This window comes from Parasedimentitalea denitrificans, from assembly GCF_011813015.1.
Lineage (GTDB): Bacteria > Pseudomonadota > Alphaproteobacteria > Rhodobacterales > Rhodobacteraceae > Parasedimentitalea > Parasedimentitalea denitrificans.
On sequence record NZ_QHLQ01000003.1, the window covers coordinates 129,225 to 154,381 of the forward strand.

General features: G+C 56.7%; 19 protein-coding genes. 13 read left to right on the forward strand and 6 right to left on the reverse strand.

The window, feature by feature from the left end:
- Positions 1-30: 30 nt before the first annotated feature.
- Both pbpC and DL239_RS05140 read right to left on the reverse strand, forming a co-directional pair.
- Positions 31-2,049 (reverse strand): penicillin-binding protein 1C, encoded by a 2,019-nt coding sequence (gene pbpC / locus DL239_RS05135; protein WP_167683052.1) that lies wholly within the window; start codon positions 2,047-2,049, stop codon positions 31-33.
- A 68-nt stretch (positions 2,050-2,117) separates the two neighbouring features.
- The gene (locus DL239_RS05140) at positions 2,118-7,559 is read right to left on the reverse strand and encodes an alpha-2-macroglobulin family protein (protein WP_167682923.1); all 5,442 of its coding nucleotides are present in this window, start codon (positions 7,557-7,559) and stop codon (positions 2,118-2,120) included.
- A 146-nt stretch (positions 7,560-7,705) separates the two neighbouring features.
- On the opposite strand from DL239_RS05140, the gene DL239_RS05145 reads away from it, so the two are divergent.
- Positions 7,706-10,066 (forward strand): response regulator, encoded by a 2,361-nt coding sequence (locus tag DL239_RS05145; protein ID WP_167682924.1) that lies wholly within the window; start codon positions 7,706-7,708, stop codon positions 10,064-10,066.
- A gap of 16 nt (positions 10,067-10,082) precedes the next feature.
- Here DL239_RS05145 and yaaA read toward each other — a convergent pair whose 3' ends face one another.
- The 3 genes from yaaA to DL239_RS05160 form a co-directional block, all read right to left on the reverse strand.
- Entirely contained in the window at positions 10,083-10,853 is a 771-nt protein-coding gene (yaaA, locus tag DL239_RS05150) for a peroxide stress protein YaaA (RefSeq protein ID WP_167682925.1), read from the reverse strand.
- 30 nt (positions 10,854-10,883) lie between these two features.
- Positions 10,884-12,932, reverse strand: coding sequence for a DNA helicase RecQ (recQ, locus tag DL239_RS05155; RefSeq protein ID WP_167682926.1), 2,049 nt, complete (start codon positions 12,930-12,932; stop codon positions 10,884-10,886).
- 142 nt (positions 12,933-13,074) lie between these two features.
- Entirely contained in the window at positions 13,075-13,362 is a 288-nt protein-coding gene (locus DL239_RS05160; RefSeq protein WP_167683053.1) for a YggT family protein, read from the reverse strand.
- A 129-nt stretch (positions 13,363-13,491) separates the two neighbouring features.
- Here DL239_RS05160 and DL239_RS05165 point away from each other — a divergent pair, with 129 nt between their 5' ends.
- The 12 genes from DL239_RS05165 (at position 13,492) to DL239_RS05220 (ending at position 23,544) form a co-directional block, all read left to right on the forward strand.
- A complete protein-coding gene (locus DL239_RS05165; protein WP_167682927.1) occupies positions 13,492-14,040 on the forward strand; it encodes an acyl-CoA thioesterase in 549 nt (182 codons plus the stop codon).
- Between the two features lie 48 nt (positions 14,041-14,088).
- A complete protein-coding gene (locus DL239_RS05170; RefSeq protein ID WP_167682928.1) occupies positions 14,089-15,453 on the forward strand; it encodes an MFS transporter in 1,365 nt (454 codons plus the stop codon).
- The gene (gene mepA, locus DL239_RS05175) at positions 15,450-16,319 is read left to right on the forward strand and encodes a penicillin-insensitive murein endopeptidase (RefSeq protein ID WP_369410539.1); all 870 of its coding nucleotides are present in this window, start codon (positions 15,450-15,452) and stop codon (positions 16,317-16,319) included. Before DL239_RS05170 ends, mepA begins: the two co-directional genes overlap by 4 nt.
- A complete protein-coding gene (locus DL239_RS05180; protein ID WP_167682930.1) occupies positions 16,292-17,200 on the forward strand; it encodes an esterase-like activity of phytase family protein in 909 nt (302 codons plus the stop codon). Before mepA ends, DL239_RS05180 begins: the two co-directional genes overlap by 28 nt.
- A gap of 180 nt (positions 17,201-17,380) precedes the next feature.
- Positions 17,381-18,004 carry a queuosine precursor transporter gene (locus tag DL239_RS05185; RefSeq protein ID WP_167682931.1) on the forward strand — a complete coding sequence of 208 codons (624 nt, stop codon included), beginning with the start codon at positions 17,381-17,383 and terminating at the stop codon, positions 18,002-18,004.
- A gap of 322 nt (positions 18,005-18,326) precedes the next feature.
- On the forward strand, positions 18,327-18,746 hold the full coding sequence (gene arfB, locus DL239_RS05190) for an alternative ribosome rescue aminoacyl-tRNA hydrolase ArfB (protein WP_167682932.1): 420 nt from the start codon (positions 18,327-18,329) through the stop codon (positions 18,744-18,746).
- Between the two features lie 62 nt (positions 18,747-18,808).
- A complete protein-coding gene (locus DL239_RS05195; protein ID WP_167682933.1) occupies positions 18,809-19,555 on the forward strand; it encodes an SDR family oxidoreductase in 747 nt (248 codons plus the stop codon).
- Positions 19,552-19,911 (forward strand): cupin domain-containing protein, encoded by a 360-nt coding sequence (locus tag DL239_RS05200; protein ID WP_167682934.1) that lies wholly within the window; start codon positions 19,552-19,554, stop codon positions 19,909-19,911. The genes DL239_RS05195 and DL239_RS05200 overlap by 4 nt, the downstream gene beginning before the upstream one ends.
- A gap of 3 nt (positions 19,912-19,914) precedes the next feature.
- The gene (locus tag DL239_RS05205) at positions 19,915-20,940 is read left to right on the forward strand and encodes a P1 family peptidase (RefSeq protein WP_167682935.1); all 1,026 of its coding nucleotides are present in this window, start codon (positions 19,915-19,917) and stop codon (positions 20,938-20,940) included.
- A 113-nt stretch (positions 20,941-21,053) separates the two neighbouring features.
- Positions 21,054-21,515, forward strand: a complete 462-nt coding sequence (locus tag DL239_RS05210; RefSeq protein ID WP_167682936.1) for a c-type cytochrome — start codon at positions 21,054-21,056, stop codon at positions 21,513-21,515.
- Between the two features lie 148 nt (positions 21,516-21,663).
- On the forward strand, positions 21,664-22,206 hold the full coding sequence (gene idi / locus DL239_RS05215; protein WP_167682937.1) for an isopentenyl-diphosphate Delta-isomerase: 543 nt from the start codon (positions 21,664-21,666) through the stop codon (positions 22,204-22,206).
- Between the two features lie 84 nt (positions 22,207-22,290).
- On the forward strand, positions 22,291-23,544 hold the full coding sequence (locus DL239_RS05220; RefSeq protein ID WP_167682938.1) for a flavin-dependent oxidoreductase: 1,254 nt from the start codon (positions 22,291-22,293) through the stop codon (positions 23,542-23,544).
- A 101-nt stretch (positions 23,545-23,645) separates the two neighbouring features.
- On the opposite strand, the gene glpK is transcribed toward DL239_RS05220, so the two are convergent.
- Positions 23,646-25,130 carry a glycerol kinase GlpK gene (gene glpK / locus DL239_RS05225; RefSeq protein ID WP_167682939.1) on the reverse strand — a complete coding sequence of 495 codons (1,485 nt, stop codon included), beginning with the start codon at positions 25,128-25,130 and terminating at the stop codon, positions 23,646-23,648.
- Positions 25,131-25,157 lie beyond the last annotated feature (27 nt).

Here is a 25,157-nt window from a genome sequence, read left to right on the forward strand (position 1 = left end):
AACGGGAGGCCTTGATTAAACAATTGAACCTTAATCGACTCGGACAGAAGCGCGGGTTGACCGGCCCTCTCCGTCGACCACTAGCAGCGCCGAAAAACCACGTCCCGGATTGGGAATTTCGAACTCTCGTAGATGCTGTCCTTGTGTAACGGGCAGCCCATTGGCGAGAACCAAAAATGGGGTCGCGCCGCCGCGCAGTTTCAGGGTCAGCGGGGCATCCTGCAATGTCAAGCGGGCACCATCCGGTGGAAACAGCAGTCGAGGAGCATCGCTGGGTTCCTCAAACGCCGCGTCGCGCGAACGAAACCTGCGCAGGGGTTGCGGCAATTGAGCAGAGCTAACAATCAAAGTGGCTGCAGGCGGAGGCGGCAGTGGTTCAAAATCTGGTTTCAGGCGACCAAAGGCCTCAAACAACACCGGTGCAGCCAGACTACCACCAAATACTCCGGGCACCGGCGTACCATCCGCGCGACCCATCCAGATGCCAATCACATGGCGACCATCCCAGCCCAACGCCCAGGCATCACGGTGGCCGTAGGATGTTCCGGTCTTATAGGCCAGAACCCCAGCTCGTGCGCCTTGTGGGGGCGCCAACCCGCGCAGTATATCCATCAATTGCCAAGCTGCTACATCCGAAATCAACCGCCCCTGTTCGGCCTCGGTATCATCCAACTGCAGCGACAGGTCCGGCCCCTGCCCGTCGGCGGCTAGCCCGACATACAACTGCACCAAATCCTGCAGCGAAATACCAACGCCACCCAGCGCGATGGCCAACCCTGGCGTGCCGCCGGGAAGCTTCGGAGCAGCCCCAGCGCGGCGCAGGGCCGACATGGTCCGTGGCGCACCCAGCTCATTCGTCAACTTGACCACAGGGATATTCAGCGACAGCTGCAGCGCCTCACGCACTCGGACATCGCCGCGAAATTCACCGTCAAAATTCTGCGGGGCGTAGCCGTCAAAGTTTACCGGCCCGTCATGGATCAGCGTTTCCGGGTGAACCAGCCCCTCATCAAAGGCCAGCCCATAGATCAGTGGTTTAAGCGTTGATCCCGGCGATCGAAGCGCCTGCGTCATGTCAACAAACCCCAACCGCTCTGTGTCGCGATAACCGGGTGATCCGACCGAGGCGATCACCTCTCCGGTTTGGTGGTCCGCAACCACCATCGCAGCCGACAGCCGCGCACCATGTTGCCGGGTTGCATCCCGCAGCAAATCCTCCATCCGGGCCTGTACTCCCGCATCAATGGTCAAATCAAATCGCTGCGTTTCAGGGGCCGTCGCTCTCATCCTGTCGGCGAGATGAGGCGCCAACTGGGCAAAGGGAACCATCCTATGTGGAACAGTTTCTGCCTGCGCCATCTGCATCTCGTCGGCATCAATCACACCATGCCGTCCCATGCGGGTAAGTACTCTGTCTCGGGCAACACGGGCGATGCCGGGCGCACGGTCAGGGCGACGGCGCTCGGGGGATTGCGGCAGGGCCACCAATAGCGCCGATTCCGAGGCGGTCAGCCGTCTCGGCTCTTTGCCGAACCACGCCAACGTGGCTGCACGGATGCCTTCTAGGTTTCCACCAAAGGGCGCATGAGTCAGGTAGAGAGCCAGGATCTGTTGCTTGCTCAGCCTCCGTTCCAGCGCCAGTGCCAACCGGGCCTGACGCAGCTTACCCCGCCAACGCCCGGTGCTGCCATCCTCTAACAACCGCGCAATCTGCATCGTCAGGGTTGATCCGCCCGACACCGCTCGACCGTTCCACACGGCTTGTCCAACTGCGCGTACAAAGGCCCACGGGTCTACACCCGAATGGGTCCAAAACCGCTTATCCTCGTAACGTACCAGCATCGACAGATAATCCGGGTCCACCTGATCAGGATGTACCGCCAACCGCCAGATGCCCGTCCCAACCGGATAGGCGCGCAGTAATACGCCATTACGGTCGCGGACCTCGGTAGAAGTCTCCGCAAGCGTTACAGGCAGTTCGGTGCGATCCACCCAAGAGTTGAATGCCCGGTTTCCTACGAACGGGAGCACAACCAGCGTGACGACCATAGCCACAACCCGCCATTTCCAGCCCCTTCCCGGTCCGGCGCTATCCTTAGTATTTTTCGTCTCAGGTTTCACCGGACTGTAACGCGGCCAGTCGCTGTGCGGGCCCGGTAGGCTGGGCGGTACATATCCTCGACCGAGGCCGCCGGGTGGTGGAAACTACCAGGTGTCACCGCACGGGCGATATAACCCAATGTCACCTTTTTAGAGCCACGTAGATTGACCGCCGCCAGGAACCGATCCGAACGGAATTCGGCATGTTCCGCCTGAGCCAACTCCAACCAACTCAGCTCACGCAGATCGCCGGACCGCAACAGGTTGGGATTATCGATCTCGATCCCTGCCGGCAGTGGATCATTCACCATCAGCCGCGCACCCAGCTTCTCATGTGGAGAGATGCGCAACACGGTGACAAACCGTTCGCCCACAGCAAACTCACTGCGCTCAATCGGCGTGCCATCCAGCGCGTAATACTCTCGCTCGATGGTAAACCCAGTGCCCCCCGCCTCGGGTGCGACCTCGGGCACACCCAGCGTGGTCAGGGTGATATCCGTGCTGCGACCAGAGGCGACAGAGATATCAATCACCTTACCAGCAGCGTCACTTTCCAGTACCTGTACAAAGGCACCTGCCATCGGTTTGCCATCAACCAACAGCCCCGAATCCTCGGGCGTATCGATCAGTGCCTGTGCTGCCATCAACGTCCACGCAGCCTCTTGCGTTGAACGCTGGCCACTAACACGGACGATACGGTTGCTCAGGCTATCCTGATTAACCGCTGTACTCCCTGCTTCTACCGCAAGAGCCAGAACCCCAGCCGCATCGCGCAAGGGCGTGCCAAAATCTGCACGCCACAACGAGCCTTCGGGCTTGATCTTGCCCATCATCACCGCCGCGCGTTTGAACATCTGATCTGCCCGTGTCTGGTCACCATAGGCAGCCAGCGCTGCCCCAAGCTGGGCAGCAGCAAGTGGCGAATCAAAAGCATCCCCTTTGACGTCGACATAGTAACGCAAGTCACCCATCGCAGCGGCGCCTTCACGCGCCAGAACCAACAACGCATAGGATAGGGCCCGGCCACCGTGATCAAAATCAGCCGCATAGTTCACCCGATTGCGCAGGTTGTCCATCGCCTGACGGAATGCCTGATCCGGCACCGTATACCCCTGCGCCCGCGCCCGGCTCAGGAAATCGCTGGCATAGGCATCCAACCAGAACTGGCCACTTTCAGCCCGCCACAGACCAAAGGCACCGTTACTGGCCTGCCGTGTCAGAACCTTGGCAATGGCGTCCTGCACGCGCATCTGTACCGCTGGTCCGTTGCCCAACCCCGAAGCCTGTGCGACCGAGGACAGATACAACAGCGGCATCGCCTTGGATGTCACCTGTTCAGTGCAGCCATAGGGGTATTGATCTAGCGAACTGAGCAAACCCGGCACATCGAACTTGGCCAAGGGCCCCGCCGACAACACCGCGCGGCCTGTTCCAGCGCGGAGGTTGGCAAAGACATCTTCGCTAAAACGGAAACTATCCCCAGACCCAAGCGAGAACCGCCGGGTTTGCGAAACGACCGGATCATTCGCCCGCACTGACAGGCGTAACTGTTGCACCAAGTCCTGTCCATTGGGCGTGGTCAAAGTCAGCTCAATTTCCGGATCGCCCACTTCAAGCGCCGAAACTGCGAGTTCCAGCGTTGCTTTGCCCTGATGGGTGAGAGTGACCGAGCTAGGCAGTTCGCCCAACTGCAACCCTGCGCCCAATGTCCGTGCAGACAAGGCCATCTCGCCACTTGGGCCATCGGCATGAACGATTTCCAACAGCATACGGCTAGTATCACCCGGCGCCAGGAACCGTGGAACTGTGGCCGTAACAACCACCGGATCACGCACCAGCATATCCTGTTCCGCCTGCCCCACAGCACGCCCAGACCAAGCTACAACCATCAGTCTGACAGTGCCGTTAAACGCTGGCAGCTCCATTGGGAAATCAACCGTACCATCGGCGCCAACCCTCAACGGCCCCGAGAACACCGACATCAGATCCTGTGTCGGCGGTGGCGATTGCATCCGCATCCCCGTGTCTGCATCCCCGCCTGAACGAACCTGCCCAAGAGCTCCGCTCTGGCCATCAATCAGGCGACCATAGACGTCACGTAGTTCCATCCCCAGTCGGCGCTGACCGTAATAATGCGCCGAGGGATCCGGGCTTTTGAACCCCGTCAGGTTCAGGATACCAAGATCCACAGCGGCCACACTCACCCAAACATCATCCCCGGCGGTGGCACCATCAACGTGGATCGTAGCGGTTTCCGTGCCTCGTGGTCGGGCCACTTCTGGCACATCCACAGAGACGCTAAGCTGCTGGCCAGGTTGTTCAATACTAACGTGTGCCAACCCAAGCGCACGGGCCGGCGTCTTGTCCGTAGCGCCCTCCATTGGCTTAATCACCATGGCGCTGACATAGGCACCACTGCCCCAGTCCTCGGTCACGGTCAAAGGAATGACCGTTTCACCAGCTGGCACTTCGACCGCGTGGCGTTCGATCAGCTCGTTCGACATAACCGAGATCAGGGCTGTCCCAGCGGCGCGCGGCACAATACGCAGTTTGGCCGTATCACCGGGCTGGTAAGCCTCTCGATCCAGAGAAAGTTCCAGCTTGTCCGGGGTCGAGGCCCCATCCGCAGGCGCGTACCAACCAGCGTAAAAGTCCAAGGCAGCCGAGACATGTTCATCACCATCCAGCCGCTCAATCACCAACTCGTAGCGACCCCAGTCAACCGGCTGCGACACAACAAGCGGCTCGCTGGTCAGTGAGGCCTCGCCCGTCGCGATACGGGTACGGCGAGTGGTCGGTTCCCAGTTCCAGTTACCGTATAGCTGATACCACTGATAATGCGTGCGAACCCGGTTTAGGGTCCACTTTACCTGCATCGGCATCACTTGCAGATCGGGGTTTAGGCCAATCACACTGAACGCCGCCTCACTCCCCTCGCCCACAACATCGTCGAACATCGGCTTGATCCCGATCACCGGAGCATCTGGGCGCACGGGGACTGTCAGGCGGCGTTCAACCGGGCGGGCCGATCCATCTGCCACACGCGTAGTGACGGTTGCTGTCATCGGCTTTCCCTTGGCTGCACCTGTGGGAACGTCAATCCAGACGGTAGACAAACCTTGAGCATCGGTTTTATCGCCGTCAAAATAACTACGTTGAGTAGTACTGCGGCCGTCGTAACGGCCGAATTTATAGCCACTCCAGCCATCAACAGATGTAGCCGCGCGCAGACTGACATCGCCTTCGATCGTCAACCCCGCCCCCGGAGCACCAAACAGGTACCGCGCTTCAATCGTCAGCGGAGCATTGTCACCGGGGCGCAGGCCCGCAGTCGGTAATTCCTGAGTATAGTCGATCCTCTCTGGTAGAAAATCCTCGACCAGTATCTGACGGCTGGCCAGCGCCGGCGCCTTGGGGTCACTTTTGATATCCAAACGCCAGGTACCACGCGGTGCCGAAAGCCCAACAGGCAGGGCAAAGACATGCCCGCCCATCTGGCCACCGTCCGAGATGTGGCGGCTGTATTCCACCCCGTCTGGGCGAGACAGAATTGCGATCAACGGTAAGCCCTCAATCGCCTGTGCCTTGCTGTCCCGGGTCAGGGCGGTCACGTTCATAACCTCGCCCGCTCGGTACGCCCCACGGTCTGTGGTCAGGAAAACATCTACCGGCCCCGGTGCCGGCCGCCCTTCGACGCCCCGGTCAGACAGATCAAACCCCGGATCCGTCAGCGACAGAAACCCAAAATCCGTCTCGCCGTTCTGCGCCAGAATCATGGCCGGAGCTGCAGCGCCACGCCCCCGCGACAATCCAGGCGCAAAGCTGGCATAACCGCTGTCATCCGTAATCACCGTTCCCAGCACCGCGTTTGCGCGCGACACTAGCGTAACCTCGACCCCAGATTTGGCCATGGCATCAGACAACCCATTGACCTGCACATGCAGCCCATCAGCGCCCGACATCGAACTAATTCCCAGATCAGACAATACAAACCATTGCGTAGCCGCTGGATTATCATAAGGATCCGCCCCCGGAATTTTGGCGCTTAACGCGTAAATACCGACTGGCTGACCAGCTATCGCCTCGGCCAAGGGCAGCCGCGTTGTCATGTCACGGTTCAAGTCACTTTGCACTTCTGCGGACCCAGTCCAGACTTCTTGCGCTATTTCTCCCGCGAAATACTCATCCTGCCATTGTGACAGCGGGCGTCCGAACATTCCCTCTTGCAGCGCTCGCAGCAGGTTGCGGTCACTGACACGTCGCAGGCGCAGCTCTACCTCTGTCAGATTGACCGTCTCAATCGGCAAGGCCGCCAAATCAGATTTTGGCAGCACATAAGAACGGCCGGGAAAGCGGACCGAAGCGGACCGGTCGCGCACGTAATGGTTTAACTCGATATCACGATACAGGGTCTCGCCATTGGCCGCTGGCAACCCACGGCGCAGGGTCACGCGGTAACCCTCGCCATGTTCAGCACCGTCAATACACAGCTGTCGGCCGTTAGGTTCAGCCACCATGCGGCTGTCCGGCAATTTCAGGTAATCACCATAATTCACACCGGATTTGACTAGTGTCTCGGTGAATTCAATACAAATTCGAGGCGCGGCGCTATCGCTTTCGATGGTACTGTCTTTGACCCGGAACCCGTACTTGCCAATCGCACTATCCAACATCTCGGCTGTTGTCCGCCGTGGTTGTATGTCCTCAGCCAAACGCAAAACTGGCAACATGTCGCGACCACGACCTAATTCTTCCAACGCTTTGGCGGCAGTTACCAATGCTGTGGCTCTAGTGCCGCGGTGTTCGCTGCGCAAAAAGCCATTCAAGGCTGCAGACAAAGCACGTTCTCGGAACTTACGTTCTTGAGAGGAATCCGCTCCAGACAGACGCAATAGATTGTCAGCGTATTCGATCCAATGCTCCGGTTGGTCACCCAGTGAAACCGCGGCCCCCATCCAGCGCATTGCCGCTGTATTATTGCCCTCTTGGGCTCGGGCATGGGCGGCTTCGAGAGCCTGATCCAGATCATAGCGACCCGCCGGATGGCGCAAGCCGGTCTCGCGGGCTAGATCGCGGGCACGGGTCAAATCAGCCGGCTTAAGGAAGGGTAATTCAGCCGCGCGTTCCTCTCCAATTGTGCGAATCGATACGGATGTTGGGACCTTCTGCGCCGAGAAAGCGCCCGCATAAGGGGTTGATTTTCCAATAGCACTCTTAGGAAAACAGGAATTCGACCGCGAATTAAAAGAAAAACCAGCGCAGTTATCCTGACTGGCGCAGGTTCGCACACAACTTTGCAGGTCAGTATCAAAAATCGATTGTAAATCAGAGCCATAGAAGTCGACGTCTTTTGTTGCAACAAACCGAAAAGACGGAACTGGCGAGTCGGCCAAAACTGCAGAATTCACCGTCAAGATAATGAAAATAAAAGAAACAAAACTTTTTAGCACACTAAACATGACACCCTCCAAATTTGGACTCAGGCTGTCACGCGATTAACCACATGGCAAGGCCGACGACGTAGCAAGGCATAACTACTATTTCGCGTTTTAAATTGGTCATGTGTGTTTGATCACCCGTATCGCCGCCGCTGGAGCCCATAGGGATGCCTATCGCTGATAAACTAGCTCTCGAGCGGCGCGCCCGCTTGGCCGCAGAGCGCCTGCTTGAGTTGAAGCAGGCGGAGCTTTCAGCTGCCAATCGTAAACTGGGACGCCACGCCCTTGCGCTGACCAAGCAAATTGGCGCCACGCAGGCCGAAGTCGCGACATTTAAAGATGAAGTTGCAACCGTCCGGGGCGAGAATGAGAAGGTCAAATCCGACCTCCACGTGGCAAACGAAAAAATCGAAGTCGCGGAACGCCGATTGTGGCACTCTATCCAAACCATTCAGGATGGCTTTGCGTTCTTTGGCGCGGACAGCAAACTGATCGGTGCAAACACAGCCTACCTGAATACTTTTGAGGGACTAGAGGAAGTCACTCCGGGCATTTCCTATGTGCGCATCCTGCAAATTTTAACGGACGAGGGTTTGGTAAACCCCGGCAACCTAAGCGCTGATGCCTGGCGCGAAATGATGACAGATCGCTGGGTCTCTCCGACACCAGAACCGGTGGTTATCCGGTTGTGGAATAATAACTACATCAAACTGATCGACCAACGTGGTCATGGGGGCGACGTTGTTAGCCTTGCCTTGGATATTACGTCAACCGTTCAGTATGAAGAAGAACTGCGCACATCCCGAGAGAGGGCCGAAGCCGCCAACCGCGCCAAATCCGCATTCCTAGCAAACATGTCCCATGAAATCCGCACCCCCATGAACGGGGTTGTCGGCATGGCGGAACTGCTGAACGATACCAACCTGAGCGATGAACAGCGGCTCTACGCTGACACCATCAAAAACTCAGGCGAAGCACTACTGGTCATCATCAACGACGTGCTCGACTATTCCAAAATCGAAGCCGACAAATTGGTGCTGCACAGCGAAGCCTTTGATATGGAACGCTGCATCCATGAGGTTGTAATGCTTTTGCAACCTACCGCACGCGACAAAGGCTTAGCGCTGGTAGTGGACTACGACCTGTTCCTGCCAACGCAGTTCATGGGCGACCCCGGTCGTATTCGTCAGGTCCTGACAAATCTGGTTGGCAATGCGGTAAAGTTCACCAAAACGGGCCACGTCGCATTGACTGTCACCGGTGTGCCGGGCTCTGACGGTTCCACCTGCGCAATTCATGTCGCCATTGAAGACACAGGAATTGGAATTCCCGAGGAAAAGATTCAGCACATCTTTGGTGAGTTCAATCAGGTCGAAGACGAAACCAACCGCGAATTTGAAGGAACCGGCCTAGGGCTGGCAATTTCCAAACGTCTGATCGAATTGATGGGCGGGTCTGTCTGGGTCGACAGCGAAGAGGGCGTAGGATCCTGCTTTGGCTTCCGTGTGCCGTTGCCAATGGCGGACGATGCTCAGCCCGAAGCTGCTGAACTGCCGGAGAATCTGCGCCATGTTCTGATTGTTGATGACTTGCCCATGAACTGTTCGATCCTGCAAAAGCAGATGCAAATGCTTGGAGCGAAAGTCACAATCGCAGGCTCGGGCGCCGAGGCATTGTACATGATGGACGGGACTATCGATTTGGTGATCAGTGATCACCACATGACGGGCATGGATGGGGTGCAGTTGGCCGCTGCCATTCGCCAAGGGAACTGGCCGGAAGTGCCTTTCCTTTTGCTTAGCTCGAACTCAAACTTTGCTCGAGACAATGCCAACAAAGACCTAGTGCAGGGCGTATTGCAGAAACCTGTGCTCCGGAAAAATCTGTTTGCCAAACTGGCTGCTATGGGAACCATGATCCCGAATAGAAAGCCATTTCCCGTCCCACCAGTCGAAACCTCAGAAAGCGACCCATCGGCTTCAGCAAGTGAACAGCCTGCGCAGTCCAGCTCCCAAACACTGGAGCAGACGAGCACTTCTTTGCCCGTTGCTGAGACAGCAGAATGTACGGCATCTGCCCAAGCGGTAGTTATGCCTGACGTCGCTGAAGAAGCTCCAGAAAACAGCGCTCCGCGCTTGATGCGGATTCTGGCCGCCGAGGACAACAAGACCAATCAATTGGTGTTCCGCAAGATGGTCAAAGACCTGAATATCGACATCCGCTTTGCCAACAACGGGTTAGAGGCGGTCGAAGCCTATAGCGACTTTTCCCCAGACCTGATCTTTATGGATATTTCCATGCCCAAAATGGACGGCAAAGAGGCCACATCCGAGATCCGAAAAATCGAGAAAGACTCCGGTCGCCGTATCCCGATTGTCGCGTTGACGGCGCATGCCATGAATGGCGACGCCGAGGGCATTCTGGCCGCAGGTCTGGATTTCTACCTGACCAAACCCTTGCGCAAAGCCGTCATTCACGAACAAATCGAACAACACGTCCCAAGCGAAACCCAATCGGTTCAGCCATAGTCTCGTTTAATCAGGCCTAGCTGGCATAAGGGCGTAAGAACACTGGCGTGTCTGCTGTCGACATCTTTGCCTGATATTCATATCCGCCGGTGTCAAAATCCTTCAATGCCTCGGGATCACCTACTCGATTTTGGATGATAAAACGGGCCATAGCACCGCGGGCGCGTTTGGCAAAAAAACTCACCACTTTCGGCGTGCCGCCTTTGTCTTCCATAAACACCGGTGTAATGACCCTCAGCTTCAACGCTTTGGGGGCCACCGCACCAAAATACTCCAGACTGGCGCAATTCACTAACACTTGGCTCCCAACGGCTTCGGCCTGAGCATTCAGTGACTTGCTAAGCTGGTCACGCCAATAGTCATAAAGGTTCTTTCCACGTCTGGTTTTAAGCCGACTGCCCATCTCCAACCGATAAGCCTGGATCGCATCCAGCGGCCGCAACACACCATATAACCCTGACAGAATGCGCAGATGATCCTGCGCCCAGACCATCTCATCCTCATCCAACGTCCCAGCTTCGAGCCCCTGGTAAGTGTCACCCGCAAAAGCCAGCGCAGCCGGTCGGGTCACATTAGCGTCGGGTTCATCAGAAAACTCACGGAACCTATCTCGGTTCAACCTGGCCAGATCGTCGCTCAGGGACATCAGCTTTTTCAGATCGCCAAGTGTCAGGTTACGCGCTGTTTTCGCCAAACGAATAGCATCTTCCTGAAAATCAGGTTGTGTTACCGCGACATCGCGTTCTGTCCAATCCAGCCGCTTAGCTGGTGAGATGGCTACTAGCATCCCTGCCCCCTTATTTGAATTCTGACTTGTCTAGCCTTCAGACCGCAGCACGTCCAGAAACGCGGCTGCAAATCTCTCTGCGCGTTTATCGCCGAGCAGCCGAACAAGTCCCGCCTCATCACTCGACCGCAACTGCGCGACCTTTGCTAACTGGCTGGCAGAGCAGCTAAGCGGTTTCTCAGTACCGCCTTCTCCACGAGCTAACTGGCTCTGCGCCTCTAACAGCGCATCATACAACGTTCCCGCAGATCGCCCTGCCAATTTGCGCCTTGCTGGGTGAACCTCTTCGGCTGCGCCATTAATAACCTCCAGAAACAGATCACCATAGCGCTCCAGCTTCTTCGCACCCACTCCACCAACATGCGCCATCGCATCCAGATCACTGGGACGGCTTTCCGCCATTTCTATCAAGGTGCGGTCGGGGAAAATCACATAAGCCGGCACTTTCTGCGCCTCGGCCAAAGCTCGCCGCTTGGCCTTTAACGCCGACAACAGCGGAGCATCTTCTTCAGATACCAGTGCCTTGACCGCAGGGCGGCGGCTTGCTGTTTTGATCGAATCCTTGCGCAGAGAGATTTCGGCCTCCCCCTTCAGCACCGGCAGCGCCGCCGCGGTCATCTGCAACGCACCGTGGCGTTCGGGGTTAGGACGCACCAGGTCATGCCCCATCATCTGACGAAACACTACCTGCCATTGTCGTTTGTCATACTCGCCACCGCAGCCATAAACCGACAGCTGATCATGGCGTCGGGCGCGAACCTTATCGGTCTCGTTCCCGACCAGTATGTCGATCAAGTGACCTGACCCAAACCACTCCTCGGTCCGTAGAATGGCAGATAGCGCCTTGCGCACCGCTGTTGTGCCGTCAAACACATTAGCAGGCGTATCACATAGATCGCAATGACCACAGGGTTCTGCCTCTTCGCCAAAATACCCCAACAGGTTCTTGCGGCGACAGTACAGGGCTTCGGCCAGCCCCAGAAGTGAATTCAGCCGGGCGTGATCCGCAGCACGACGCTCGGGCGGCGCCAAGCCTTCGTCGATCTGGCTCCGCCGCAATCTGATGTCATCCGAGCCAAACAACGTCATCGTCTCTGCCGGCGCGCCATCACGGCCAGCACGGCCAATCTCTTGGTAATAGGACTCGATACTCTTGGGCAGATCAGCATGGGCAACCCATCGAATATCCGGCTTATCAATTCCCATACCAAAGGCGACCGTCGCCACCACAATCAAGCCATCTTCGCGGGCAAATCGTGTTTCCACCAAGCGCCGATCCTCAGCCTGCATGCCACCATGGTAGTGACAGGCCACATGCCCATCGTCGCGCATAGCCTTGGCCAAGGCTTCGGTCTTTGCACGGGTACCGCAATAGACAATGCCAGACTGCCCCTTGCGAGCTGCCGCAAAGGAAAGGATCTGCTGCCGGGGGCCATTCTTTGCCGCAAATGCAAGGTGGATGTTGGGTCGATCGAAGCCCCGCAAGAACGAACGCGGCGGCTCACCCTCGAACAGTTTCTGAACGATCTCATCACGGGTTTCAGCATCCGCCGTGGCGGTAAAGGCTGCCAAGGGAACATCCAACGCTTGCCGCAATTCACCAATGCGCAAATAATCGGGACGGAAATCATGGCCCCACTGGCTAACGCAATGCGCCTCGTCCACCGCGATCATGCTGACTCCAATCCGCCGCAACATGCCCATTGCAGCACCCGAAGCCAGGCGTTCCGGCGCCATGTACAACAGTTTCAACCGCCCGGCTTCCAGCGCTTCCCAGACCGCGTCTGTCTCTTCTTGAGTATTACCAGATGTCAGCGCCCCAGCGGCAACGCCAGCCTCTTGCAATCCGCGCACCTGATCCCGCATCAAGGCGATGAGAGGCGAAATCACAACCGTCACCCCCTCACGGATCAATGCAGGCAGTTGAAAGCACAATGATTTCCCACCACCGGTTGGCATAATCGCCAACACGTTTTCACCTGCGGTTACGGCATCGACAATCTCTTCCTGCCCGGGGCGGAAGGCATCAAAACCAAATACGTCGCGTAATAGCGGTGAGGCGCCTGGCAGGGCTGTCATGTGCGAAGGGCCTCTTATGGGATAGGTATTGCTCGGCTGTTCCCACAATCTCACAAGCAGAATCGCACAGCAAGGGCCACATGGCCCCTGCTTCTTTTTGCTCTTAAATACTCACTGTAGGACCTGTCACCCAGGTATCCAGTCAGTAGAATGCAGAGATATTGTTAGCCAGAATAATCCGCGCCGCATAGACACCGATCAGCACCACCAGAGGCGCCAGATCAATACCCTGCATATTTGGCAGAATGCGGCGCACCGGGCCGTACACAGGTTCAAGAATACGGTTCAGGAAATACCAGATCTGCCCAACAAGCTGCTGATGCAGGTTCAACACCTGGAAATTGATCAGCCAGCTCATGATCACGTGCGCGATAATGAAGAACCAGACGATGTCGAGAATAAGCATCAGAATTTGGAACAGCGATAGCATCATATTTCCTTCTTTGGATCGGGCACAGAGGTAAGCAGCCACACAGCAAAGCGCAAGCCTTCCGCTAGGTTGTGGTTGACGTTGTCTTTGCATGGGTCATGACAGGCACAGATTACAAAGGTCTTACCCATGTTCCCGATTGTTCGCCTGATCAAGGATATGTTCCTTGCCCGTCGTATGCCGCCGCTTGGGTTGACCGACACCCATGTGTCGCATCACATCTGCTGGCCCTGGGATTTGGATATCTGGCTAGAGCTGAACAACGGACGTGCCATGACGCTCTATGATCTGGGCCGCACCATGAACGCACAGCGGGTCGGGCTGATCTCTGCCATCTCCAAACACCGCTGGGGTATGACCATGGCGGGCAGCACTGTTCGCTTTCGCCGCCGCATCCGCGGCTTTGAACGGTTCGAAATGCGCAGCCGCGCCGTGACCTGGGATGATAAATTCATCTATCTGGAACAGTCGATGTGGAAGAAAAATGGCGAGTGTGCCAGCCATGTGATGTTTCGATCCGCAGTGACCGGAAAGACCGGAATTATCCCTCCCGCCAAGGCCATTGCAGAAATGGGTCACACCGACTTAACGCCCCCACCTATGCCCGACTGGATCAAAGCCTGGTGCACAGCGGATGCCACGCGCCCCTGGCCGCCCATGCAGGATAAGCTTGCATAGGCATGCTAGCGCCTGCCATACCACCTAAAGAATATTTAGGGGACGGGTATGCAAGTGATTTCAAAGCGCAAGCGCATTTGGGGTTGGTATTTCTTTGATTGGGCCAGTCAGCCTTATCACACATTGCTGGTCACCTTTGTATTTGGCCCATTCTTTGCCGCAGTCGCCGCAGATTTCTTTATGGGTCAGGGGCTGGCTGACGAAGCAGCCAAGGCCCAAGCACAAAGCATCTGGTCGCTGTGTCTGACAGTCACAGGCTTGATCATCGGCTTTGGCGGGCCTTTTCTTGGTGCCTTGGCAGATATCTCAGGGCGGCGCATCCCCTGGATCACGGCCTTTTCAATCGTGTACGTGCTTGGCGCCGGCGGGCTGTGGTTCATGGACCCCGAGGGATCAAACCTGTGGTGGATGTTGGTCAGCTTTGGCATCGGCTTTATCGGTGCCGAATTCGCGCTGATCTTTGTAAACTCGCAGCTCCCTTCCCTATGCGACAAGGATGATGTTGGTAAAATTTCGGGCTCGGGTTTCGCCTTTGGCTATCTTGGCGGTGTCATCGCGCTGTTCATCCTGCTGCTGCTGTTTGTTGAACAAGGCAATGGAAAGACCCTGATTGGCCTAGACCCTGCGTTTGGCCTAAATGCCGACGCCAAAGAAGGCACCCGCGCAGTTGGCCCAATCACCGCAATCTGGTTCGCTGTTTTCATGGTCCCATATTTCCTTTGGGTCAGAGATGGAAAAAGCACCGGCCAACGCGGCAGTTTTGGTGATGCAATCCGACTTGTCGTGCGCTCCATTGCCAACCTGCGTAACCGGCTCAGCCTAGCCAGCTACCTAGGCTCCTCCATGCTTTATCGCGACGCTCTGAACGGACTATATGGGTTTGGTGGCGTTTACGCTCGATTGGTGCTGGGGTGGGAGATCACTTCGATCGGCATATTTGGCATCGTCGCGGCGATTTCATCGGCTTTGTTCTGCTGGTTCGGCGGCCACGCGGATCGACGTTTTGGGCCCAAGCCAGTGATTGTTGTCTCGATTATTATTCTGACAATGGTCTGCATCACCGTTGTCGGCATGTCGCGCGAACAGCTGTTTGGTTTCCCATTGGCCGAGGGATCGACCCTACCGGACATGATTTTCTTTGGCTGCGGTGTCCTGATCGGCGGCTTCGGCGGAATCCTGCAGGCCACCAGCCGTAGCCTAATGGTACGCCATACCAACCCAGAATACCCAACTGAGAGCTTTGGACTATACGGTTTATCCGGCCGCGCCACCGCGTTTCTGGCCCCAATGTTGATAGGGGTTGCCACAACCGTCACCGGCAGCGCACGCTTGGGCATATCACCAGTAGTCGTCCTGTTTCTTATTGGACTGATTCTACTGATATGGGTCCGTGCCGAAGGAGATCAGGAGTGAAACGCCTACTTGCCAGTTTGTTTATAGCTATTTGTGTATCCAATCCGGCAAGCGCGGAAACCGCAGCCAAGCAACTGTTCGGCGCCAAACCAACCGGTTCTAGACAGCAACCTGCACCTTTTGGGTCTTACGCCAAGGGATGCGTAGCCGGCGCGGTACAGCTACCAGAAACCGGCCCAACCTGGCAGGCCATGCGGCTGTCACGCAATCGTAACTGGGGCCATCCCGAGACCATCGACTACATAGAAAAACTCAGTCGTTTTGCTGCCAAACAACGCGGCTGGGAGGGACTGTACATCGGCGACATCAGCCAACCTCGCGGCGGGCCTATGCTGTCTGGTCACCGTAGTCATCAGGTAGGCCTTGATATTGATATCTGGATGTTACCACCGGACCGGCTAAACCTATCTGCCAACACCCGGGAAAATATCTCGTCCATTTCGATGCGCCGCAACAAAGGTGCCTTTGTGAACTCTAAATGGACACCACAACACCACGCCATTTTACGCGCCGCAGCCAAAGACAAACGGGTCGCAAGGATCTTTGTGTTTCCCGGCGCCAAGGTCCAGATGTGCAACGACGAAACCGGAGACCGTCGCTGGTTGCGGAAAATTCGCCCATGGTGGGGCCACCATTATCATTTCCATGTCCGCTTGAAATGCCCCAAGGGCGCCCGTGGCTGCGCGAACCAGGCCGCCCCCCCTGCCGGCGATGGCTGTGCTGATGCACAAAAATGGGTCAACGATATCCTGAACCCTCCGCCACCAAAACCGGTTGATCCTAACGCACCGAAACCTAAACCCCGTCGTGAATACACCTTAGCGGACCTGCCACAACAATGCGCCTCAGTACTGCAGTCAAACTAACGCTTGCCCTGATAGTAACTGCTACCTTAGGGATCGTGGCGCATGCCGCCAGCCGCCCCAAGGCGATTAACGCGGCAGCATACTTGGGCAGCTACACTTGGCGCGTGAGCGATGATTGGTTCGGAGGCCTTTCCGCACTTTCGATCAGCGCGGATGGCGCGGCAATGACGATCCTCAGCGATAGCGCCACCCTAGCCACTGCGCAGATCCGCCGTGATCAAGGGCAGATATCCGGTATCGACATAACCTCAGTGCATCAGTTACGGGCGTCGACCGGCAAGATACTAAGGGGTCCGATAAGTGACAGCGAAGGACTCGCCATTACACCTGATGGCAACATCTATGTTTCGTTCGAAGGCATCTCTCGGGTCGTCCGTCATCGCGACGCAAGCAGCCGCGCCGAGGTACTACCCCGGCCTCAGGCTTTCCGGACATTACCGCGCAACAAAGCCTTGGAATCTTTAGCCAGTGACGCACGTGGACATCTCTATACCGTGCCAGAACGCGCGTTCACCCAAAATGGCCAGATCCCGGTCTGGCAGTGGAATGGCCAGCGCTGGTCGATACCGTTTAGCCTGCCGCCGAAGGGTGATTTTTATCCAGTAAGTGCCGACATTGGCCCAGACGGTCGGTTCTACCTTCTAGAGCGCGACTATGGTTTCTTTGGTTTCAGCAGCCGCCTGCGCCGGTGGGATTTCACGCAGGATAGCGCCACAAACGAACAAACACTGCTGCAAACCTCCGCCGGCAATCACGATAACCTAGAAGGATTGTCTGTCTGGCGTGATCAAAACGGTCAGCTTCGTGCCACAATGGTTTCCGACGACAACTTCATAGCGTTACAACGCACCGAGTTGGTTGAATACGCTCTACCGGACTAAACACATAGCAACATCAAATCAGTCTTGGGCCTGTCAACGGCCACTTGCAAGTTGGCCACTCAGCACCTGGCCCTGGGCAATACACTTGCCAAACCAACAAGTCTCCACTAGGAGACCAAGCTGCTTGCACAAATCGCACATCAAGTTGCCGCTACCTTGTAAAAACGGACTCAAAACCAAATGACACGCACACACATCCCCGGCATTATTGCCATGGCCGCAATCGTTGTGGCCTCCAATATCCTGGTTCAATTCCTGTTCGGCCAATGGCTGACCTGGGGTGCCTTCACCTATCCATTTGCCTTTCTGGTGACGGACGTAATGAACCGCGTTTATGGTAAGGGACCGGCCCGCAAAGTCGTGCTTGTCGGCTTTGTTGTCGGTGTCATCTGCTCGCTGATCGGCACTCAGATCATGGGCGAATTTGGTCCTCTGGTTACCCTCCGTATTGCTCTTGGCTCTGGTCTCGCCTTCCTCACTGCACAAATGCTGGACATCTCAATCTTCTCTGCCCTGCGCAAAGGTGTTTGGTGGCGCGCGCCACTGGCATCAACGCTGGTAGGCTCATTCGTTGACACGGCGATATTCTTCACAGTCGCGTTTTCCGCAGCCCTGATCTGGCTGGAACCCAGCAATGATGTTTCTTGGGCAGGCGAAAATCTCCCCCTCCTCGGCTTTGGCCCAATGGCCCCACTATGGGTCTCATTGGCCTGTGCAGACTGGCTGGTTAAGCTATCGCTTGCGCTACTTGCGCTGGTACCCTTCCGCATCATCGTGGGTAAGTTATCCCCTAGCACCACATGATTTTGTTTTGACATCCTCTTTTTTTGTGGCAGGCTCGGGCCATGCGTAACAAATGAAAGGAGGTACTCTATGTCTATTGGGAACTTGGAGTTTGGTGTCGGAACAGTTCGGGAGACTCAGTGCTAGGGCAGTCCTTGGCACTTGCAGAAACTGAATTGGTAATCGCCTAACCGGCGCACCTCCGAAACTCAAGAAGGGCTGTCCGTTACGCTTCGGTCAGCCCTTTTGATATTTTATAAACTGATTGATATGACCCCTTTGGGATAATCAGATACCAAATCGTCCAGACCGTTCGATTCTAACAGACCCAAGGACACGACCCATGTTGCGCATCAACGACGCCATCGCGTTACAAGACTGGGAGTTGTCCGAGCAATTCGTTCGCGCCTCTGGTCCGGGCGGACAGAACGTCAATAAGGTCTCCACCGCAGTCGAGCTTCGGTTTGAGGCTGACCGCAGCCCAGCCCTGACCGGGCCGGTGAAAAACCGCCTCAGACGTCTGGCCGGACGCCGCTGGACCAAAGAGGGCGCCATTGTCATGTACTGCGATGAAACCCGATCGCAGCAACGAAACCGGGATCTGGTGCGCGAACGGCTTGCCGAGCTGATCCGCAAAGCACTCGTCGCACCAAAACGTCGGATAGCAACCAAACCTACACGCGGATCCGTTCAACGCCGCATTACCGCCAAAAAACAACGCAGTGCATTGAAAACGACGCGGGGTAAAATCGGCGACGACTAAGGCACCGATTGCACCCGGCCACAACGCTGCTACCCTGCCGCCAAGTAAACAGGGAGAAGACAATGCGGCTAAGTGGGAAAACAGCGATCGTAACAGGCGGCGCATCGGGATTTGGTGCTGGGATTGTTCGGAAATTTCTGGCCGAAGGCGCCCGCGTCATGATCGCCGATATCAACGGTGATGCCGCAAGTTCCATGGCTGCCGACTGCGGTGACGCTGCCATTGCGCACACCGTGGACGTGGGAAACTCTGCATCAGTAGACGAGATGGCACAGGCCGCCATCACGGATTTTGGCCACGTCGACATCTTAATCAACAATGCCGGCGTCACCCACCTGCCAACCCCCTTGGATGAGGTCAGCGAGGACGACTTTGACCGTGTGTTCAACGTGAATATGAAGTCGGTCTATCTAACAGCCCGCGCCTTAGTTCCCCACATGAAATCCCGCCAATCCGGCGCCATCCTCAACGTCGCCTCAACCGCCGGCGTAAGCCCACGACCCAATCTGAACTGGTACAATGCTTCTAAGGGCTGGATGATTACTGCAACCAAAGCGATGGCGGTAGAATTGGCCCCCCAGGGTATTCGCGTAAACGCAATCAACCCGGTTGCCGGCGAAACCCCACTGCTGAAATCCTTTATGGGCGAAGACACCCCAGAAAAGCGCGCCCAATTTATCTCCACCATCCCAATCGGCCGCTTTTCCACACCCGAGGACATGGGCAACGCCGCTTGCTTCCTATGCTCGGACGAGGCCAGCATGGTGACCGGGGTCGCCATGGAAGTCGACGGGGGCCGCTGCATATGAGCCGCGTAAATCTCGTCGAAAAACTAGCCCTATTTTCAACCCACTGGGACCCCAAGGTTGTCGCCGACTACAATGACAACGACATCATGGTGGTGAAGTTTCAGGGCGAATACCCCTATCACAGTCACCGCGACACCGACGATTTCTTTCTCGTTCTCGAGGGGGAAATGGTGATGGATATCGAGAGTCGCGAACCAGAAACCGTGCGCGCAGGCGAAATCTACATCGTCCCCAAAGGCGTGTCGCACCGTCCGCGCGCTGAGAATGAGTGCAAAGTCCTGCTAATCGAGCCAAAAGGTGAACCCAACTCGGGTACCGGTAATTCCGCAACCGCTGCTCCTAAGCCCAGGATTTAAAGCATGAAGCCCGGCCCCAAGAACCTGATCACTGATGTCTCCGGACTGAAAGTTGGCAATGCGCAGGACGACACCCTTAAATCCGGCGTAACTGTCTTGACCTCAGACCAGCCCTTTGCCGCATCCGTGCATGTGATGGGCGGTGCCCCCGGCACCCGCGAAACGGATCTGCTCGCCGCAGACCGGTCAGCCGGCGAAATTGATGCCCTGGTGCTATCGGGTGGATCCGCCTACGGGCTGGACGCCTGTTCGGGCGTTGTAGACGGCCTCCGTGCCGCTGGCCGTGGTTTCAAACTTGGGCCAGCAATAATCCCATTGGTCCCCGGTGCCATTCTGTTTGACCTGCTAAACGGTGGCGATAAAGACTGGACAGAAAACCCATACCAAGCACTGGGCCGCGCAGCATACGACAACGCCGGTACGGATTTTGACATCGGCTCAGTCGGGGCAGGCACTGGTGCACTGACCGCGATGCTAAAGGGCGGATTAGGTTCTGCCTCGTTGGTATTAGACGACGGAACAACCGTCGGCGCTTTGGTCGCGGCCAACCCTCTGGGCAGTGTCACAACCCCCGGTGACCGGCACTTCTGGGCCGCTCCTTTTGAAGTCGGTGATGAGTTCGGTGGCATCGGCCCCGATCCCACCGGCGGCCTAGTCACGCTTCCGGACAGCCGCAAGAAACAGCGTATGCTGGAACAAGCAGCCAACCTGCCCCTGCGTGACGAGCGGGGAAATACCACAATTGCAATCGTGGCCACTGATGCCCCCCTCACCAAGACACAATGCCAACGTCTGGCAACCACAGCCCATGACGGCATTAGTCGCGCAACAGTACCGGCCCACACCCCTTGGGACGGCGATCTGGTATTTGCCGTCAGTACTGGCGACCAAGCCAACACCAGTGCCGAATCTGATCCAGGTCTCATTGGCCATGCCGCAGCCATTTGCCTAAGCCGCGCCATTGCTCGGGCTGTTTTTCATGCTAAACCGGCCCCCGGCGACCTTTTGCCTTGCTGGAAAAACAATTAATTTGACCAACTGAGCGTTTTTTAGCTGACATAGATCAAACTTGGCTCTGCATCAGTTGACTATCTTGCCGCCAGGGCTCGTATTGCAAACAGCCACAAAACCGGAGCAAATATATGAAACTATTCGTCGCAACAGCGTTCATCAGCCTACTCGCAGTTCCAGCCTTTGCCGAAGGCGATATTGCCAAGGGCGAAAAAGCCTTCAAAAAATGCAAGGCCTGCCACAGCGTGATCGACGCCGCAGGCGAGGCTATCGTTAAGGGCGGCAAAACTGGTCCAAACCTCTGGGGCCTTCCAGGCCGCGCTGCCGGTTCTGCTGAGGGCTTCAAATACGGCAAAGACATTGTTGCCGCAGGTGAAGGTGGTCTGGTCTGGAACGAAGAATCCTTTACTGCCTTTGTCACCGACCCAAAGGCGTACCTGAGAGAAGCAACCGGTAACGGTAAAGCCAAGTCCAAAATGTCCTTTAAGCTGAAAAAGGGCGGCGAAGACATCTATGCCTTCCTTGCCAGCGTTAGCCCGGCCCCCGTCGCTGAAGAAACAGAAGAAGCCGCCGAAGAGCCCGTCAGCAACTAATCTTCGCCTTCTTTGAAAACTATGAAAGGCCGCAGCCATCAGGCGCGGCCTTTCGCTCCATTGCTTTTTGGCCCGCCAGACACTAGCGATTGGCGTGGATACGGCCTGATCTGGACGAATCCTGACCTGTAACAATCGCGGACCTGGAATGAACACTTTGATCCCAGCTTGGGTGGACGGCACCCTGACCCCAACCGACAAGCTTCTTGCCCACGAAAAGGGCCTGAAACACAAGGCGGTTTCAGTGTTTGTCGTCAAAGGTCTAGATATCCTCATGCAGCGCAGGGCACTGGGCAAATACCACACCCCGGGCCTGTGGGCGAACACCTGCTGCACCCACCCCATGTGGGACGAAAAACCATCAGACTGCGCAGTACGCCGAATGGAGCAAGAGCTGGGTATTACCGGCCTTTACCCCGAGTTTCGCCACAACTTGGAATATCGTGCAGACGTCGGCAATGGTCTGATCGAACACGAGATCGTTGACGTCTTTCTGGCCCATGTACACCGACCGCTCGAGCTGGCGGTGAACCCGGATGAGGTCATGGATACACGCTGGGTCAATTACCACGACCTGCTGGCAGAAGTAGCCCGCTACCCAGAACGCTTTACCCCTTGGCTAAAGATATATCTGCAAGACTATGCCGACATCATTTTTGGCGCCGACTTGATTATTGCATCCAAGTCCTGATCCAAGCCTCTCGGTATTAATGCTCTCTTGCTCAACGACCTTCCCAAGTGCATCCTTGGTGCCAAATTTTGGGAGGTATACTTAATGACTATTCTTATTGCAGGTGGTGGCATTGCCGGGCTGACGCTGGGTCTCACCCTGCACCAAATTGGCGTCCCGTTTCACATTTACGAGGCTACGGCTGAAATCAAACCGATGGGCGTGGGCATCAACCTTCAGCCCAACGCCGTACGAGAGCTTTTGGATCTGGATCTTGCCGACGAACTGGATGCCATCGGCGTCAAGACACAGCAATACGGCTTCTATTCCAAGCTGGGCAAAACCATCTGGGAAGAGCCACGCGGCACCTGGGCAGGATACTCCTGGCCTCAGTATTCGGTGCACCGGGGCGAATTGCAGATGATGCTCTATCGCGTGTTGCTAGAACGTGCGGGCCCCGGCTGCATTACCACAGGTGCCCGTGCCAGCAGTTTTGAAAACACTGAGACAGGCGCGACCCTGCTGTTGGCCGATGGTCGCCGCATTGACGGCGATCTGGTTATTGCTGCCGATGGCATTCATTCGGCCTTGCGGGCACAGATCGCACCGAGCGAGGGTGCCCCGGTCTGGAATGGCCGAATTCTGTGGCGCGCAACAACTCGCACCAAGGCAATGCTGGGCGGTGCAGCCATGGTCATGATCGGCCACGATCACGTCCGACTGGTTGCCTATCCTATCTCCAAACCAGATGAAAACGGCATCGCCACACTCAACTGGATTGCAGAGAAAAGCTTCGATCCGTCCTCACCATGGAAGAAAGAAGACTGGAACCGAGCCGCTGACATCAACGATTTCCTGCCTGACTTTGCTGACTGGCAGTTCGACTGGATCGACGTGCCCGCGCTGATCAAGGGTGCTGAAGTTGTCTATGAGTATCCAATGGTTGACCGCGATCCGCTGGATCAATGGACCTTTGGCAATATGACCCTGATGGGTGATGCTGCGCACCCGACTTATCCTGTTGGTTCCAACGGTGCCGGACAGGCGATCATTGATGCCCGCGTGATTGGCGCCCGTATCCTGCAACACGGTGTCACAGCCGCAGCCTTGCAAGCCTTCGAGGACGAAATCCGCCCTGTTGCCACCGGTGTTGGCTTGGCCAACCGCTCCGGCAACGGTCCCGATGGTGTGTTGCAACGGGTCGAAGATCTATGTGGTGGCGACTTTGATGATATCGACAGCATCATCCCGGTTGCTGATCTCGCTGCCCATGCTGAAAAATACAAGGCACTGGCAGGGTTCTCAATCGAAACCCTGAACGCCAAGCCCAGCATCATTGCTGGTGGTGCGCACGTCTAATCAAACGGAACCGCGCCGCGCGTTAGCGCGGCGCCATGCCCAAAGCCGCCAAAGGTGTTCCGGCATAGCCGAACATCCTGCGGGTGCGGGAGCCCTCCGCTTCAGACCCCAATCACCGCTTGCACCGCGCGTTTCCACCGCGCATAGGCAACCTCTCGGGCTTCTGCATCCAACTGCGGTTTGAATTCCCGGTCCAGCGCCCATGTTTCGGCAAACCCAGCTTGGTCGGGATAAATCCCCGCCCGCATGCCAGCCAGCCAAGCCGCGCCCAGCGCCGTAGTTTCCTGCATGACAGGACGGTCAACAGCGGCACCCAGCAGATCTGACAGGCTCTGCATCGTCCAGTCGCTAGCGCTCATGCCGCCGTCGACACGCAGTGTCACATGGGTGTCGCCTTCCCAATCTGCTCGCATGGCTTCCCACAGATCACGGGTCTGATAGCCCACACTCTGCAACGCCGCCCGAGCCACTTCAGCAGGGCCAGTATTGCGAGTGATGCCAAAAACAGCGCCTCGGCTATCCGGCTCCCAATAGGGCGCACCCAAACCGGTAAAGGCAGGCACCAACAGCACATCCTGACCGGGGTCGGCATTGGGGGCCAACTCTCCGGTCTGCGCCGCATTGTCGATCATTCCCATACCGTCGCGCAGCCACTGCACCGCAGCGCCCGCGATGAAAATTGAACCTTCCAGCGCATAGGTTGGCTTGCCATCCAATTGATATGCAATGGTGGTCAGCATCCGGTTCTTTGACGCCACCGGCGCATCGCCCGTGTTCAACAGCGCAAAACACCCCGTGCCATAGGTCGATTTCATCATGCCCGGTTCGAAACAGGCTTGACCGATGGTTGCCGCCTGCTGATCTCCGGCAACTCCCAAAATCGGAACTTCACCACCCAGGATATCCGCCTGCGTCACACCAAAGTCGGCAGCACTGTCTTTAACCTCAGGCAGCATCGCCATGGGCACATTCAGCAATTCGCAAATCTCGGCACTCCATTCGCCTTGGCGAATATCATACATCAACGTCCGCGCCGCATTTGTCGCATCCGTCACATGCGCCGCACCACCCGTCAGTCGCCAAATCAGAAAGCTGTCCACTGTACCAAACAGCAATTCACCATTGGCGGCGCGCTCGCGACTACCCGGCACCTGATCCAAAATCCAGCTCACCTTGGTACCCGAGAAATACGGGTCCAGCAGCAACCCCGTTTTATGGCTGATCATCGGCTCATGCCCTGCCTCACGCAGGGCCTCGCAGATCGAGGTGGTACGACGGTCCTGCCAAACAATGGCATTGTGGATCGACTTACCGGTCTCCCGGTCCCATACAACGGTGGTTTCACGCTGGTTGGTTATGCCAATCCCGGCGATATCCGCCGCCGTGATGTCAAGCTCACCGATCACCTGCCGACAGGTATCGACCGTGGTGTTCCACAGGTCCTCGGGATCATGCTCAACCCAACCCGCCTGCGGGAAATGCTGCTCAAACTCTTGCTGAGCCGTACCCGCAACCTGCATCTGATCATCGAACAGGATTGCCCGGGTAGAAGTGGTGCCTTGATCGATTGCCAGAATATAGGTCATATCCGCCCCTTATTAATGTGTCAGGGC

Excerpts from the sequence above, each read along its gene's own strand:
- pbpC (WP_167683052.1), bottom strand. The coding sequence starts at position 2,049 with ATGGTCGTCACGCTGGTTGTGCTCCCGTTCGTAGGAAACCGGGCATTC.
- DL239_RS05140 (WP_167682923.1), bottom strand. The coding sequence starts at position 7,559 with ATGTTTAGTGTGCTAAAAAGTTTTGTTTCTTTTATTTTCATTATCTTG.
- DL239_RS05145 (WP_167682924.1), top strand. The coding sequence starts at position 7,706 with ATGCCTATCGCTGATAAACTAGCTCTCGAGCGGCGCGCCCGCTTGGCC.
- yaaA (WP_167682925.1), bottom strand. The coding sequence starts at position 10,853 with ATGCTAGTAGCCATCTCACCAGCTAAGCGGCTGGATTGGACAGAACGC.
- recQ (WP_167682926.1), bottom strand. The coding sequence starts at position 12,932 with ATGACAGCCCTGCCAGGCGCCTCACCGCTATTACGCGACGTATTTGGT.
- DL239_RS05160 (WP_167683053.1), bottom strand. The coding sequence starts at position 13,362 with ATGCTATCGCTGTTCCAAATTCTGATGCTTATTCTCGACATCGTCTGG.
- DL239_RS05165 (WP_167682927.1), top strand. The coding sequence starts at position 13,492 with ATGTTCCCGATTGTTCGCCTGATCAAGGATATGTTCCTTGCCCGTCGT.
- DL239_RS05170 (WP_167682928.1), top strand. The coding sequence starts at position 14,089 with ATGCAAGTGATTTCAAAGCGCAAGCGCATTTGGGGTTGGTATTTCTTT.
- DL239_RS05180 (WP_167682930.1), top strand. The coding sequence starts at position 16,292 with ATGCGCCTCAGTACTGCAGTCAAACTAACGCTTGCCCTGATAGTAACT.
- DL239_RS05185 (WP_167682931.1), top strand. The coding sequence starts at position 17,381 with ATGACACGCACACACATCCCCGGCATTATTGCCATGGCCGCAATCGTT.
- arfB (WP_167682932.1), top strand. The coding sequence starts at position 18,327 with ATGTTGCGCATCAACGACGCCATCGCGTTACAAGACTGGGAGTTGTCC.
- DL239_RS05195 (WP_167682933.1), top strand. The coding sequence starts at position 18,809 with ATGCGGCTAAGTGGGAAAACAGCGATCGTAACAGGCGGCGCATCGGGA.
- DL239_RS05200 (WP_167682934.1), top strand. The coding sequence starts at position 19,552 with ATGAGCCGCGTAAATCTCGTCGAAAAACTAGCCCTATTTTCAACCCAC.
- DL239_RS05205 (WP_167682935.1), top strand. The coding sequence starts at position 19,915 with ATGAAGCCCGGCCCCAAGAACCTGATCACTGATGTCTCCGGACTGAAA.
- DL239_RS05210 (WP_167682936.1), top strand. The coding sequence starts at position 21,054 with ATGAAACTATTCGTCGCAACAGCGTTCATCAGCCTACTCGCAGTTCCA.
- idi (WP_167682937.1), top strand. The coding sequence starts at position 21,664 with ATGAACACTTTGATCCCAGCTTGGGTGGACGGCACCCTGACCCCAACC.
- DL239_RS05220 (WP_167682938.1), top strand. The coding sequence starts at position 22,291 with ATGACTATTCTTATTGCAGGTGGTGGCATTGCCGGGCTGACGCTGGGT.
- glpK (WP_167682939.1), bottom strand. The coding sequence starts at position 25,130 with ATGACCTATATTCTGGCAATCGATCAAGGCACCACTTCTACCCGGGCA.